Annotated in this window: 12 protein-coding genes; 11 read left to right on the top strand and 1 reads right to left on the bottom strand. The window is 61.3% G+C overall.

What is annotated here, in order from left to right:
* The first annotated feature begins 5 nt into the window (after nt 1-5).
* The 5 genes from V1T76_RS04080 to V1T76_RS04060 all read left to right on the top strand — a co-directional run bounded on the left by V1T76_RS04080 (nt 6) and on the right by V1T76_RS04060 (nt 5,364).
* A complete protein-coding gene (locus V1T76_RS04080) occupies nt 6-815 on the top strand; it encodes a purine-nucleoside phosphorylase (protein ID WP_022999730.1) in 810 nt (269 codons plus the stop codon).
* Entirely contained in the window at nt 812-1,594 is a 783-nt protein-coding gene (gene deoC, locus V1T76_RS04075) for a deoxyribose-phosphate aldolase (RefSeq protein WP_330559329.1), read from the top strand. Before V1T76_RS04080 ends, deoC begins: the two co-directional genes overlap by 4 nt.
* A gap of 23 nt (nt 1,595-1,617) precedes the next feature.
* The gene (gene deoA, locus V1T76_RS04070) at nt 1,618-2,934 is read left to right on the top strand and encodes a thymidine phosphorylase (protein ID WP_330559328.1); all 1,317 of its coding nucleotides are present in this window, start codon (nt 1,618-1,620) and stop codon (nt 2,932-2,934) included.
* Nucleotides 2,935-3,017: 83 nt separating this feature from the next.
* Nucleotides 3,018-4,238 carry a phosphopentomutase gene (locus V1T76_RS04065; protein ID WP_330559327.1) on the top strand — a complete coding sequence of 407 codons (1,221 nt, stop codon included), beginning with the start codon at nt 3,018-3,020 and terminating at the stop codon, nt 4,236-4,238.
* A 121-nt stretch (nt 4,239-4,359) separates the two neighbouring features.
* Entirely contained in the window at nt 4,360-5,364 is a 1,005-nt protein-coding gene (locus V1T76_RS04060) for an adenosine deaminase (protein ID WP_330559326.1), read from the top strand.
* 324 nt (nt 5,365-5,688) lie between these two features.
* On the opposite strand, the gene V1T76_RS04055 is transcribed toward V1T76_RS04060, so the two are convergent.
* Nucleotides 5,689-6,945: an MFS transporter gene (locus V1T76_RS04055; protein WP_330559325.1), complete on the bottom strand. Its 1,257-nt coding sequence runs from the start codon at nt 6,943-6,945 to the stop codon at nt 5,689-5,691.
* A gap of 148 nt (nt 6,946-7,093) precedes the next feature.
* Here V1T76_RS04055 and V1T76_RS04050 point away from each other — a divergent pair, with 148 nt between their 5' ends.
* From V1T76_RS04050 to V1T76_RS04025, 6 genes are all read left to right on the top strand, one after another.
* On the top strand, nt 7,094-8,335 hold the full coding sequence (locus tag V1T76_RS04050; RefSeq protein ID WP_330559324.1) for a DUF1688 family protein: 1,242 nt from the start codon (nt 7,094-7,096) through the stop codon (nt 8,333-8,335).
* 65 nt (nt 8,336-8,400) lie between these two features.
* Nucleotides 8,401-9,030, top strand: coding sequence for a uracil phosphoribosyltransferase (upp, locus tag V1T76_RS04045; protein ID WP_006934144.1), 630 nt, complete (start codon nt 8,401-8,403; stop codon nt 9,028-9,030).
* A gap of 107 nt (nt 9,031-9,137) precedes the next feature.
* Nucleotides 9,138-10,037: a ribokinase gene (locus tag V1T76_RS04040; protein WP_330559322.1), complete on the top strand. Its 900-nt coding sequence runs from the start codon at nt 9,138-9,140 to the stop codon at nt 10,035-10,037.
* A 66-nt stretch (nt 10,038-10,103) separates the two neighbouring features.
* Nucleotides 10,104-10,631 carry a retropepsin-like aspartic protease family protein gene (locus V1T76_RS04035; protein WP_330559321.1) on the top strand — a complete coding sequence of 176 codons (528 nt, stop codon included), beginning with the start codon at nt 10,104-10,106 and terminating at the stop codon, nt 10,629-10,631.
* Nucleotides 10,632-10,694: 63 nt separating this feature from the next.
* Complete coding sequence (locus V1T76_RS04030) at nt 10,695-12,194, top strand: phosphomannomutase/phosphoglucomutase (RefSeq protein WP_330559319.1); 1,500 nt, start codon at nt 10,695-10,697, stop codon at nt 12,192-12,194.
* Between the two features lie 81 nt (nt 12,195-12,275).
* Entirely contained in the window at nt 12,276-13,274 is a 999-nt protein-coding gene (locus V1T76_RS04025; RefSeq protein ID WP_330559318.1) for an aldose epimerase family protein, read from the top strand.
* Nucleotides 13,275-13,327: the final 53 nt, after the last annotated feature.

The following is a 13,327-nucleotide window of genomic DNA, read 5'->3' as shown; positions in this document are numbered from 1 at the left end:
CCACAATGAGTGGTTTCGGCCGTGAATGCGCGGAGATTGTCCGCGCTGCCCGGGAGGGCTCGTATAAGATTGGCATGATCCTCGGCTCCGGCCTCGGCGCGCTCGCCGAGGAAGTCGAGGATGCTGTCCGCATTCCCTATTCTCACCTCACCGAATTTCCGGTTTCCACCGTCACGTCCCATTCCAGCGAGCTGGTTGCCGGCACGCTGTCCGGTGTGCCGGTGGTGATCCTGTCGGGCCGGGCCCATTATTACGAGGGCGGCGATCCGACGGTCATGCGTACGCCGGTGGAAACGCTGAAGGAGCTCGGTTGCGAGATCCTGCTGGCAACCAACGCGGCCGGTTCGCTGCGCCAGGAAGTGGCCCCCGGCTCGCCCATGCTGATTTCCGACCACATCAACTGGTCGGGCATGAACCCGCTGATCGGTGAAGAGGACGAAAAGCGATTCCTCGACATGAGCACCGCCTACGATGCTGACCTGCGTGCGGCTATGAAGAAGGTGGCCGAGGAAACCGGCGATCCGGTTGCCGAGGGCGTTTACATGTGGTTCTCCGGCCCGTCTTTCGAGACGCCTGCCGAAATCCGCATGGCCAAGACACTGGGTGCGGATGCCGTTGGAATGTCCACAGTGCCGGAAGTCATCATGGCCCGGTTCCTGGGCATGCGTGTCGCGGCCATGTCGATCATCACAAATTACGGCGCAGGCATGCAGACGCATGCGCTGTCTCACGACGAAACCAAGTCCGTCGCCCTGCAGGGCATGGAACGCATGAAACAGCTGGTGCGGGCATTCGTGAAGGAGATCGGCCAATGAGCGACATGATCGAAAACGCCAAACGGGCCCTTGGGCTCGTCGACCTGACCAACCTCAACGATGACTGCACGGCGGCGGATATTTCCAAGCTGACCGGGCGCACCGTGACGGATCATGGGTCCGTCGCCGCTGTTTGCGTCTGGCCGCGTTTCGTTGCCCAGGCGGCGCAGGAGCTGACCGGTACCGGCGTGAAGGTGGCAACCGTGGTCAACTTTCCCGAAGGTGGCGATGATACGGAAGCTGTTGTTGCCGAGACGAAGCAGGCTCTGGCCGATGGTGCAGACGAGATCGATCTGGTGATGCCTTACAAGGCCTTCTGCGACGGCCGCAAAGGCTTTGCGGAAGAGCAGATCATCCGCGTCAAGGCAGCCATTCCGGAACCAGCGTCGCTCAAGGTCATCCTGGAAACGGGCGAGATCAAGGACCCGCTGCTGATCCACGCTGCCTCCAACATCGCCATCGGTGCAGGGGCGGATTTCATCAAGACCTCAACCGGCAAGGTGGCCGTCAATGCGACGCTGGAAGCGGCTGAAATCATGCTGACCGCGATCGAAGAGGCCCGGCGCGACAACGCCGAGCGTGTGATCGGCTTCAAGCCGGCCGGCGGCATCAAGACGGCCGAAGACGCAGCCGCCTATCTGGCGCTTGCCGACAAAATTATGGGCCAGAACTGGGTATCGGCACACACGTTCCGCTTTGGCGCCAGTGGTCTCCTGGATGCCCTGATCTCCACGATAGAGGGCCAGGAAATCGTAGACCATTCCCACCACGGCTATTGAGACGGCTTCAAGAAGGACAACAAATGCTGCCGCAAGAACTCATCAGAAAGAAGCGCGACGGTGGAACACTGGACGCGGCGGAGATCCAGTTCTTCGTCAAGGGCCTGGCCGACGGCTCGGTCACGGAAGGCCAGGTGGCGGCGCTTGCCATGGCCGTCTTCTTCAAGGGGCTGACCGTTGACGAGCGTGTGGCGCTGACACTTGCCATGCGCGACAGCGGCGATGTCATGGACTGGTCGGGCATCCACGCACCGATCCTCGACAAGCATTCCACCGGTGGCGTCGGCGACAACGTCTCCTTGATGCTGGCACCGGCATTGGCCGCCTGTGGCGCTGCCGTGCCGATGATCTCCGGGCGCGGCCTTGGCCATACCGGCGGCACGCTGGACAAGTTCGACAGCATCCCGGGGTATCAGACGCAGCCGGACAATCAGCTGTTCAAGAAGGTGGTCAAGGAGATCGGTTGCGCCGTCATCGGCCAGACCGGCAACCTTGCCCCGGCCGACAAGCGTTTTTATGCCATTCGCGATGTGACCGGCACGGTCGAGAGCATCGATCTGATTACCGCGTCGATCCTGTCCAAGAAGCTGGCAGCCGGACTGCAAGGTCTGGTGCTGGACGTGAAGTGGGGCACGGGCGCGTTCATGGCAACGCTGGAAGATGCGCGTGCGCTCGCCGAAAGCCTGGTGCTGGTCGCAAACGGGGCGGGACTGAAGACCACGGCGCTTCTGACCGACATGAACGAGCCGCTGGCGTCCGCCGCAGGCAATGCCGTTGAAATGCAGAACGCTGTCGACTTCCTGAAAGGCACGGCCATCGACAACCGACTTTGGGATGTCACCGTGGCGCAGGGTGGTGAACTGCTTGCTTCCGGCGGTATCGCCGCTGATGCACAGGCCGGTTCCGACATGATGCGCGACGCTTTCCAGAGCGGCAAGGCGGCAGAGAAATTCGCGCAGATGGTACACGCGCTCGGCGGCCCGGCCGACTTCATGGACAAGGCGGAACTCTATCTCGCCAAAGCTCCGGTGGAAGCGCCCGTCTATGCCGAACACGAGGGTGTGGTCACGGGGGTTGATGCCCGGGCGGTCGGCGTGGCTGTGGTCGCGCTTGGCGGTGGACGCCGGGCGGCGGCCGACGTGATCGATCCGTCCGTCGGCCTCACCAGCCTTGCCGGTGTCGGCAACACCGTGGACGCGGACGCCCCGCTGGCCATCGTCCATGCCCGAACCGAGGCGGAAGCCGAAGAGGCTGCCGTGGCGGTGCGCAAGGCCTATACCATCGGCTCTGCAGCCGATGTCGAGGACAGGCCGAGCGTCGTCGAGCGCATCGCGCCCTGACCGGGAAAACGCGTTCCGGGCGAATGGTCGCCCGGAACCTCTCCGGTCGAACCGGCCGGCAATGATAAATTGAGGAGACGTCCATGCCTCGTGCAATTTTGTGCGTTCTGGACAGTTTTGGTATCGGCGGCGCCGCGGATGCGGAAGCCTTCGGCGATGCCGGAGCCGACACTTTGGGTCATATCGCGGCGCGGTGCGCTGCCGGTGAAGGCGATAAGGACGGCCTGCGCTCTGGCCCCTTGAGTGTTCCGAACATGGACCGGCTCGGCCTGGGCGCGGCAGGACGTCTGTCCACCGGCAAGGACGTGCCGGGCCTTGAGTTCGACGGCGAGCCGGAAGGCCTGTGGGGCTATGCGGCCGAAGTTTCCAACGGCAAGGACACGCCGTCCGGCCATTGGGAAATTGCCGGTGTGCCGGTGCGTTTCGACTGGGGCTACTTCCCGGAAACGATCCCGACCTTTCCGGAAGAGCTGATTGCAAAGATCAGCGAGAAGGCCGGCCTCAACGGCATCCTGGGTAACAAGCACGCCTCCGGAACGGAGATCATTGCCGAACTCGGCGAAGAGCATATCCGCACGGGCAAGCCGATCTTCTATACATCGGCGGACTCCGTCATCCAGATCGCCGCTCATGAAGAGCACTACGGCCTGGAGAAGCTGTACGAGCTTTGCGAGATCGCGCGTGAATTTGCCGATCCCTACAACATCGGCCGGGTGATTGCGCGGCCGTTTGTTGGCGAAAGCGCCGAAACCTTCCAGCGCACGGCTAACCGGCGCGACTATTCTGTGCTGCCGCCCGAACCGACCTTGCTCGACAGGTTGACGGCGGCCGGTCGCACGGTCTATGGCGTCGGCAAGATTTCCGACATCTTCGCGCATCAGGGCGTTGCAAGGGTGCTGAAGGGAGCGGGTAACGATCAGCTCTTCGACAAGACACTGGAAGCCATGGATGAGGCTGCCGACGGTGACATGATCTTTGCCAATTTCATCGATTTCGACTCCCTTTACGGTCACCGCCGGGACGTACCCGGCTATGCCGCTGCTCTGGAGCATTTCGACCGCCGCCTGCCGGAAATGATTGCCAGGATGAAGGACGGCGACCTTCTGATCCTGACGGCCGATCACGGCTGTGACCCGACCTGGCGCGGCACGGACCATACGCGTGAGCATGTTCCGGTCATCGCAACCGGCCCGGGTCTTGCCGGCAGGAGCGTCGGCGGCCGCAAGACCTACGCCGATATCGGTGAAAGTATCGCCGATCATCTGGGTATCGCGGTGGGGCCGAACGGCACGAGTTTTCTCTGACCGCATCCGCATTCCGGCAAGCCGGTGAATCGGGCACAATAGCCGCAGACCGCTCCCCCACCCTTCCTTCAGGAAGCCGGAGGGCTGGCCGGCACCACACTCGAATGAGGACCAGCGGGACATGAGCGACGCCATCACGGTTCCGAAGGCGGAATTGCACTGTCATATCGAAGGCGCCGCGCCGCCAACCCTGGTCAAGCGTCTTGCCGAAAAGCGCGGTGTGGATGTCTCCGCCGTGCTCAACGGCAATGGCAAATACATCTGGTCCGATTTCACTACCTTCCTGAAGGCCTATGATGTTGCCAGCTCGGTGTTCAGGACACCGGCGGACTATGCCCTTCTGGCGGAAACCTATTTCCGCATGCTGGCGGCGGAAGGGGCGATCTACGGAGAGATCTTCATCTCGCCCGACCATGCCCAGGCCGCGGGCCTGTCCTACCGGTCCTACGTCGAGGGACTGGCCGCGGGCATTGAACGCGCCAAGACCGATACCGCCATTGAAGGCCGCATGATCGCCATCGGTGTCCGTCATTTCGGCTCGGCGTCCGTCGAACGGGTCGTCAAGGAAGTTGTCGGCAATCCGCATCCCCTTGTGACCGGCTTCGGCCTTGCGGGCGACGAACGCTCCGGCCACCCGGCCAATTTCGCGAAAGCCTTCCGTATGGCGGCGGAAGCCGGGCTTGGAACGACGGCGCACGCGGGTGAATTCGGCGGGCCGGACAGTGTAACCGCGGCCCTCGAATTCCTGCGCGTGAAACGCCTCGGCCACGGCGTGCGGGCGATTGAGGACAAGGACCTGGTCAAGCGCCTTGTCGACGAGGAGATCGTTCTGGAGGTTTGCCCAGGGTCCAACATCGCCCTTGGTGTCTACACCCACCTGCGCTTCCACCCGGTCAACATGCTGCGCAAGGAAGGCGTGAAGATCACGCTAAACTCCGACGACCCGCCCTTTTTCGGCACCACGCTCGGCAAGGAATATGCATCGGTCACCGAAACCTTCGGCTGGAGTTTCGACGATCAGATGGACGTCACCCGCACAGCCATCGAAGCCGCCTTCTGCGACGAGCCGACACGCACCAGACTTCTGGTACGACTGGAAAGCGCGAGGCAGGTGCCGACGGGCTGAGGCAGGTTTTCAGCCCCCTGCCGGACGCGCGCACGCTGATATCTGGTTTCCGGATCGGCGCACAGCTTTACCGTGCTTGTCCGCAATGACGTTGGCACTAAGGGCGGGTGCTTTGCGTTGGCTTGATTCAGCGAGAACTTTGGTGCGCCTCTCGCCCTCTCATCTCCAAAACCTCATCCTGAGGAGGACCGACAGGTCCGTCTCGAAGGATGGGCGGCATACTCCGGAACAAGCGGCCCATCCTTCGAGACGCCGCTGAAGCGGCTCCTCGGGATGAGGGGAGAAGGAGACGAATGCCGAAGGTAAAGGTGGCGTCAGGCCCCCTCAGATGTCCCCACCTGTCTCGTCCACTTCGGTACGAGGGTCGAGGCTGACGGTCTCCGGGGTTGTGATCTGCGCGGTCGAGACGGCCATGACGAAGTCGGACTTGTCTTCCTGCGAAAGCGAAGCGCGCTGACGCATGCGCCAGAGGGCAAAGAGCATCATGGAAAGGTGTGCCGCCGCCGTCACCTGGAAGAGAGCCCCCGGATAGGTGAAGGTCATCAACCCTGATGCGAGCAGCGGTCCGACCATCGTGCCGGCGCCGAAGATAAGCAGAAGGCCGCCACTGATCCTGAGGAAATCACCTGGTTCGGCATGGTCGCTCGCGTGGGCGACGATCACCGGATACATGGAATAGACCACACCTCCGAAGCCCGCGATCAGGAGAACCGTGAGGGTCGGATCGGCACCGCCGAAGAACGACAGGCTGGAACCGAAGGACATCGCGGCAATGGCAAGGCCGACCAGAACCAGGCGCCGGTCGAGCCTGTCGGAGAGCATGCCGACGGGGATTTGCAACACAGCGCCGGCCAGAAGCGCCAAGCTCATCATGATGGCAATTTCCGGAACGTCGAGGCCGATCCGAAGGCCGTAAACAGCCCCCAGCGTGCCGAAGGATCCGTTCGAAATACCGACCATGAAAACCGCGACCACTGCGATTGGCGAGTTGCGCCAGAGCTTCTTGGGATCGAGCCGCGCCTGGGTCAGCGGTTGTGGGGATGCCGCGGTGGAAAGCGCCGTCGGCAGCAGCGACAGCGAGTAGATGATCGAGCCAAGCACAAAGAAGAAAAAGCCGGACGGGTCGCCAAGCGTCAGCAGCATTTGTCCGGCGGTGGTCGCCCCCAGGTTGATCATGGTGTAGATGCCGAAGATCCGGCCGCGCGTTTCGCTGGTCGAACGTTCGTTCAGCCAGCTTTCCACGATCATCGCCGCACCGGAAAAGCAGAAGCCGGTGATTGCCCGTAGCACGATCCACACGGCTGCATCCATGAACAGGAGGTTCAGGAGAACGGAGATCCCGGCCAGCGAGGCAAGTGCGCCGAAGGCCCGCACATGTCCGACCCGCTTCACGATGACCGGTACGGCTAGACAACCGCTGACGTACCCTGCAGCCCAGCCGGTTCCGAGCAGACCCAGCGAAGCATCGGAAAAGCCGTTGGCGAGACCTGCCAGCGGCAACAGGAGGCCATGCAGGCCTCCGGCAAGCAAAAGCAGTCCGGATCCGATGAGGAGGGCGGCAATTGAAACAACGGCAGACATGAAACTTCCGGTTTGGGACGGTTGAAAGACTTGGGTTCAAATCACGAAGATGATGACCAATGACGAAGCGGTTTGACAAGGTTATGGTGTGCAGATAGGCGAGGGCAGCGACTTTTCACACAATCCTTTCCAGTTCCGGCGATCTTCGATGAACGACACTCAACCAGCCTTGTCCCTGTTCCGGCCTCAGCACGTGCGGGAAAAAGCCTATGAGCTTTTGAAGCTCGCCTCAGATGGCAAACTCGCTCACGTCGAAGCGGTTCCGGATCATCTCGAAACGGCCCTGGCCAAAGTGCTTGAAACGACACGGGAAAACTACCCGGACTTTCACATTCCACCCTTTGGCATCTGGCGGAATTTCGAAGCCGGCGGCATCGACCGCTGGGGCGCGCTGGCAAATGCGCGCGGGTTTGAAACCGCCGAAGAAATGCTGGCTGCCGCCGCCGATCTTGCCATTCTCGGCACCTACCTGAAAACCCGTCACCCCGAAGGCTGGGTCTTCGAAGACCAGATGACCGGGACGAAAGCAACCGGGCAGGAGGCTTCGGCACTTGCGGCCTTTCACATGTTCGCTGCCGGTTCCTTTTCAGGTGAGATGACCGACCCTTACCGTGTCGATGCGCAAACGCTTGTGCAGATGGATCGGATGGAACTTGCCGAAGGCCTGCAATGGGACGTAAGCGATAACGACGGCTTGCTCGAAGCGATGCAGCGCCATCTGAAACGCTTCGGCGAGGCGCTTGCCCTGCGGCCGGATCTCTTTGGTGAAGGCGACGTGACCCGGCCCGGTCTTCTTGCCGTGCAGATGGCAAAGAAAAGCGATGGCGTGGTTTCGGCGCGGGACCTGCTCGACCGGTTGCTGGAATCCTTCTGTCCGCTCTGGGAAGGCGGTGCCGGTGACGGCAACATGGTCTACGGCGACAGCTTTGAACATTCTAGGCAGGATGGCACAGCGGGCGCGTTTATTGTGCCGTTCCACCAGGCTGCCCAGGAGATGGTCTATTCCCTGATCGAACCTTTCGCATGGGCCGGGTTCGAAGTTTCCGGACTGGAGGCGCTGACGCCGCCGGCCGATCTTGCCCACGCGGCCCTTTTTCTGGAGGCCGGGGTGCTGAAGGTCCTCGAACCGGACACCGCCTTGTCACCGGAAGCGGCGCGCGATCGGATGATCGAAATCCGGGCGGTCGCGCTTGCCCTGACCGACAGACTGGCCGACTTGCTGCGGCACGAACTCAAGGTCCATCAGGATCAGTTGCCGCTTACCTGCATTCTGGAAGGCGGGACCAGCCGCGCCGGTGGTCTTTATGTGCAAAGACATCCGCAGGAAGCGAAAAAACTCGGGCACTTCATGAACCCGGGGTCTGTTTTTTGGTTGCCGTTCGGGGCATAGGTCTCGAACATGGAAAATTATGAGACCGGGCCGCTGTTAAGGCCCCATTGAAAAGAGAGGCAGATATGTCCGGAGCCACTGTCATCAGCCACCCGCTGGTTCAGCACAAACTGAGCATCATGCGCGACAAGGGAACGTCCACACAGGGATTCCGGCGGCTCCTGCGGGAAATCTCGACGCTGCTCTGCTACGAGGTCACCCGCGACCTGCCGCTTGTCTACCAGACCATCGAGACGCCCCTGGCCGAAATGCAGGCCCCGACCCTGGCAGGCAAGAAGCTGGTGTTTGCTTCGGTGCTGCGCGCCGGGAACGGACTTCTGGAAGGCATGCTGGATCTGGTTCCGTCCGCGCGCGTTGCGCACATCGGCCTGTACCGCGATCCGCAGACGCTGCAGCCGGTTGAATATTACTTCAAGTCTCCGGAAGACCTGAACGAGCGTCTGGTGATCGTGGTCGATCCCATGCTGGCCACCGCCAACTCGGCGATTGCCGCGGTTCAGAAATTGAAAGAGCGCGGTGCCAACAATATCCGCTTCCTCTGCCTGCTCGCAGCACCCGAAGGTGTCAAGAATTTCACCGAGAACCATCCGGACGTTCCGGTCTACACCGCCTCCATCGACGAGAAGCTGAACGAGAAGGGATACATCGTTCCAGGCCTCGGCGACGCAGGCGACCGTATGTACGGCACGAAGTAACCTGCCGACAAACGGACGGAAGCCAGCGCGGGGAGCAGCCTCCCCGCGCTTTTTTGTTGCGCTCCAGCCTGCTGTGTCTAACCTTTCGATCCAAAAGGGGAAACGGCATGATTACAGTCTTTGGTTCCATCAATCTGGATCTGGTCGTCGCCGTCCCCCGCCTTCCCACCGCCGGCGAAACGGTCAGCGGCCGCGATCATCAGACATTTCCGGGTGGAAAAGGCGCCAACCAGGCATTGGCAGCCAGGCGAGCAGGGGCCGATGTGCGGTTTATTGGCGCCGTCGGTCAGGACAGTTTTGCGGATCTGGCCCTTTTGAACCTGCGGCAGGCCGGTATCGACCTTTCCGGACTTCGCACCATGGCCGGGTCGACGGGCCTTGCCCTGATCGGCATCGATCCGGCAGGAGAAAACCAGATCATCGTCGCCAGTGGCACCAATGCGCGCGTCGAGGCCTCCTGGCTGGAGGGCCGGTTCGGGCCTGGGGACACGCTGCTCGTTCAGGGCGAAGTTCCGATGGCTGAAGTTGTCGAAGGGGCTCGCCATGCCCGTGATGCCGGAGCTTCCGTCATCTGGAACCCGGCACCTGTTCCGGCGGGGGATTTGAGGGCTTGCCTGGACGTTGCCGGAACGGTGGTGGTCAACCTCAGCGAAGCGTCGGAGATCGGGGAGCGCCTCGGCATCGCCGGTGATCCGGAAGACTTTGCCGAGAAACTGGCCGCCGACGGCCGGTCTGTCGTCGTCACCCTTGGGGCAGACGGTGTGCTGGCACGCACGCCCACGACGCGCTACCGCTTTGGCACGCCTGTGGTGAAGGCCGTCGATTCCACCGGCGCCGGCGACGCCTTTTGCGGCGCTCTGGCTGCCGCGCTCGATCGCGAGGCCCCCTTTGATCGGGCCTTGAAGGAGGGGGCTGCTGCCGGCGCGCTCGCCTGCACGGTGACAGGCGCCCAGTCCAGCGCGCCGCACCTGCAGGACATCGCCCGGCTGGCAGATACAATTGACTGATCCCGTTTTACAGGCCGCTAAGGAAACCGTGATATTTGAGGGGTTCACGCAACGTCGGGACCCTGAATGTCGCGGTTTGTCATCATCTTCCTTGCCTGTATCGTGATCGCGCCGCTTGCGGCCTATCTGCTTGAGAACAGGTTTCCGGGGCTTGTGAGCGGAGGCACTTTTGCCGATTATCGCGCCGACGACGAAGACGACGGCACCGCGAATGAAACAGGCGAGCGGAGTCATCGGATCTCGGCAAACAGACAAGGGCACTTCGTCGCCGATGCCTATCTGAACGGTCGTGCGGTGGACATGTTGGTCGATACAGGTGCAACCGTTACCGTCTTGCCGGAGTCGCTTGCCGAAAACATCGGCATTTTCCTGAACGCATCCGACTATAAACACGCGATCCGGACGGCAAACGGCACGGTGCATGGCGCAAGGGCAACCATTGACAATTTGCGCATTGGAAAGATCCGGTTACGTAATATCGACACACTTGTGTTGAAAGATCAAAGCCTTGGGGAACCCCTGCTTGGCATGTCCGTTCTCAATCAACTCAAGCGGTTCGACATCTCCGATGGCACGCTTGTGCTGGTGCAGTGAATTGTCATACCGTCCCTTGGGATTTTCCTGTTCCGTTCATCTCCATTGCTCCGAGAGGCATTGATGTTTCCGAAACCGCGTCCGAATTTGACTCCCAACACTTTTGAATATGAGTCCTTTCCCATGGTGAAGCCCACGGGCTTCCGCGAATATGATGCCCGCTGGCTCTTCGAAAAGGAAATCAACCTGATGGGCATGCAGGCGCTCGGTATGGGCATCGGCACGCTCATCCACGAACGCGGTGTACGCCCGGATATCGTGGTCGGCCATGACTTCCGCAGCTATTCCTCCTCGATCAAGATGGCGGTGGTCAACGGTTTGCTGGCTGCCGGCATCAACGTGCACGACATTGGTCTGGCGCTGTCGCCGATGGCCTATTTTGCGCAGTTCGCGCTCGACGTTCCGGCGGTCGCCATGATCACCGCGTCGCATAACGACAACGGCTGGACCGGCGTCAAAATGGGCATCGACCGCCCGCTGACGTTTGGTCCGGACGAAATGGGCCGGCTGAAGGAGATCGTTCTGGAAGCTGCCTTCGATCTGAAGGGTGGCGGCAGCTATCGCTTCGTCGACGGGTTCCCGGATGTCTATTTCAAGGATCTCACCGACAGGGCCAAGCTGAAACGGCCGATCAAGGTGGTCGCCGCTTGTGGCAATGGCACGGCCGGTGCCTTCGCACCGAAGATCCTGGAAGCGCTCGGCGCCGAAGTCATTCCGCTCGACGCCGAACTGGACCACACTTTCCCACGCTACAATCCGAACCCGGAAGACATGAAGATGCTTCACGCGCTTCGTGACAAGGTGCTGGAAGTCGGCGCGGAAGTCGGCCTCGGCTTCGATGGCGATGGCGACCGATGCGGCGTCGTCGACAACGAAGGCGAAGAGATCTTCGCCGACAAGGTCGGCGTGATGCTGGCGCGCGATATCTCCGCGCTTCATCCAGGTGCCCAGTTCGTGGTCGATGTGAAATCCACCGGTCTCTTCCACACGGACCCCGTGCTGAAGGCCAACGGCGCCAAGACCGACTACTTCAAGACCGGCCACTCCTACATCAAGCGCCGCGTCACCGAGCTGAATGCCATGGTCGGCTTCGAAAAGTCGGGCCACTATTTCTTCAACAAGCCCATCGGTCGTGGTTATGACGACGGGCTCGTTTCGGCCATCGCAATTCTCGATATGCTTGACCGGAACCCGGACAAGACCATGGCAGACCTGCGCCGTGACCTTCCCAAGACCTGGGGATCGCCAACCATGGCTCCCAAATGCGACGACGAAATCAAATACGACGTCGTCGACCGGGTTGTCGCACGGTTCCAGGACATGAAAGCCAAGGGCGAAACGGTTGCCGGACAGGCAATCACCGACCTGATCACCGTCAATGGGGTTCGCGTCGTCAGCGAAGATGGCACCTGGGGCCTTGTGCGTGCCTCTTCCAACAAGCCGGAACTGGTGGTCGTGGTGGAGAGCCCGGTTTCCGAAGAGCGCCTCCACGCCATGTTCAAGGCAGTTGATGGTGTGCTGCGCGAAAATTCGGAAGTGGGCGACTACAACCAGACGCTCTGAACCACTTGACCGATTGACGGAAGGCGGCGGATAGTTCCGCCGCCTTTTGTGCATCCTGCCGCCTTCTCGCCGGAGACTTTCATGATCAAGGAATTTGGGGTTCTGCCCGACGGGACACCCGTCCAGGAAATTACGCTGGCAAAAGGACCTCTGGCGGCCTCCATCCTCACACTCGGCGCCATCATCCGTGACCTCAAGGTCGACGGCGAGTCAGTGGTGCTCGGCTTTGAGGATCTCCAGAGCTATCTGGATCATTCCCCCTATTTCGGCGTGATCGCCGGGCGCTGCGCCAATCGCATCGCCGGAGGCAGGATGACGATAGAGGGCGTCGACTACCAGCTCGATCAGAACGAAGGGGGAAAGAACCACCTTCACGGCGGCTCGGTCGGCTTTTCGCGCCGTGTCTGGCAGGTGGAACAGCACGACAAGGCCAGCGTTCTGTTGAAACTTGTCTCCGAAGACGGTGAGATGGGCTATCCAGGCCGGGTGGAAGTGCTTGCCCGCTACACATTGACCGGTGCCGGTGCGCTGCGTCTGAAAATCACCGCAACCACCGACAAGACCACACCGGTGAACCTGACCCAGCATGCCTATTTCAATCTGGATGGCAGCAGCACGATACTCGATCACACGCTGGAAATCGCGGCCGAGACCTATCTGCCCGTGGACGAGGCGCTGATCCCGACAGGCGAAATCCGCAACGTTGCCTGGACACCTTACGACTTCCGGGACGGACGCAAGTTGCGGCGCAAGGCCGGTGAGGAAAACGTGCTCTATGATCACAATTTCTGCCTGACAGACGCCCCGCACGATACCCTCGAATTCGCGGCTGCGCTGGAAGACAGTTCCGGTGACCGGCGAATGGAGGTCTGGACAACCGAACCGGGGCTTCAGCTCTACGATGCCCAACACATGACTGTGCCGGTTCCAGGTCTGGCCGGCAGGTCCTATGGGCCGCATGCCGGGCTCTGTCTGGAAGCGCAGCGCTGGCCGGACAGTGTCAACCATGACGGCTTCACCCCCGTTTTGTTACGGCCTTCAGAGACTTATACGCATGTTACGGAATTCCGTTTTTCCTGAAATGGGTTACAGTAGCTCAGCGGTGTGAGACAACAGGGACTTGGGGGCGGCTT

The organism is Roseibium sp. FZY0029, from assembly GCF_036350355.1.
GTDB lineage: Bacteria > Pseudomonadota > Alphaproteobacteria > Rhizobiales > Stappiaceae > Roseibium.
The sequence above is the reverse complement of the archived record's forward strand: the minus strand, read 5'-3'. Positions and strand labels throughout refer to the sequence as shown.

What these genes read in the sequence shown, in the direction of transcription:
- V1T76_RS04080 (WP_022999730.1), top strand. Translation starts at nt 6, where the DNA reads ATGAGTGGTTTCGGCCGTGAATGCGCGGAGATTGTCCGCGCTGCCCGG.
- deoC (WP_330559329.1), top strand. Translation starts at nt 812, where the DNA reads ATGAGCGACATGATCGAAAACGCCAAACGGGCCCTTGGGCTCGTCGAC.
- deoA (WP_330559328.1), top strand. Translation starts at nt 1,618, where the DNA reads ATGCTGCCGCAAGAACTCATCAGAAAGAAGCGCGACGGTGGAACACTG.
- V1T76_RS04065 (WP_330559327.1), top strand. Translation starts at nt 3,018, where the DNA reads ATGCCTCGTGCAATTTTGTGCGTTCTGGACAGTTTTGGTATCGGCGGC.
- V1T76_RS04060 (WP_330559326.1), top strand. Translation starts at nt 4,360, where the DNA reads ATGAGCGACGCCATCACGGTTCCGAAGGCGGAATTGCACTGTCATATC.
- V1T76_RS04055 (WP_330559325.1), bottom strand. Translation starts at nt 6,945, where the DNA reads ATGTCTGCCGTTGTTTCAATTGCCGCCCTCCTCATCGGATCCGGACTG.
- V1T76_RS04050 (WP_330559324.1), top strand. Translation starts at nt 7,094, where the DNA reads ATGAACGACACTCAACCAGCCTTGTCCCTGTTCCGGCCTCAGCACGTG.
- upp (WP_006934144.1), top strand. Translation starts at nt 8,401, where the DNA reads ATGTCCGGAGCCACTGTCATCAGCCACCCGCTGGTTCAGCACAAACTG.
- V1T76_RS04040 (WP_330559322.1), top strand. Translation starts at nt 9,138, where the DNA reads ATGATTACAGTCTTTGGTTCCATCAATCTGGATCTGGTCGTCGCCGTC.
- V1T76_RS04035 (WP_330559321.1), top strand. Translation starts at nt 10,104, where the DNA reads ATGTCGCGGTTTGTCATCATCTTCCTTGCCTGTATCGTGATCGCGCCG.
- V1T76_RS04030 (WP_330559319.1), top strand. Translation starts at nt 10,695, where the DNA reads ATGTTTCCGAAACCGCGTCCGAATTTGACTCCCAACACTTTTGAATAT.
- V1T76_RS04025 (WP_330559318.1), top strand. Translation starts at nt 12,276, where the DNA reads ATGATCAAGGAATTTGGGGTTCTGCCCGACGGGACACCCGTCCAGGAA.